This window comes from Cupriavidus sp. SIMBA_020, assembly GCF_046535395.1.
GTDB lineage: Bacteria > Pseudomonadota > Gammaproteobacteria > Burkholderiales > Burkholderiaceae > Cupriavidus > Cupriavidus campinensis.
The window spans coordinates 1-248 of record NZ_JAWRWU010001306.1 but is presented as its reverse complement, the minus strand read 5'-3'; the positions used below and the strand labels follow the sequence as shown (position 1 = coordinate 248).

Genomic DNA, 248 nt, shown 5'->3' with positions numbered 1-248 from the left:
CAGGCCGTATTAATGCTGTCATGAACGAAGAACCGAGTTCCGTCGCCACGCCCGACCTGCCCCCGGCCATCCGGCGTGCGTTGGGTATCGCCCCCGACCGCAAGCGCGGCACGCTCGACGACGTGCGGCATGTCGTCATCCTGATGCAGGAAAACCGGTCCTTCGACCACTATTTCGGCGCGCTGCCGGGCGTGCGCGGGCTGGCCGACCCGCATCGGGTGCCCACGGCCAGCGGCAACGTACTGACC

Annotated in this window: 1 protein-coding gene; it reads left to right on the top strand. The window is 67.7% G+C overall.

Translation table 11 applies throughout. The features are described from left to right. Window positions 1–20: 20 nt before the first annotated feature. A partial coding sequence (locus tag SB751_RS33730; protein ID WP_410749461.1) for an alkaline phosphatase family protein occupies window positions 21–248 on the top strand: 228 nt, incomplete at its 3' end.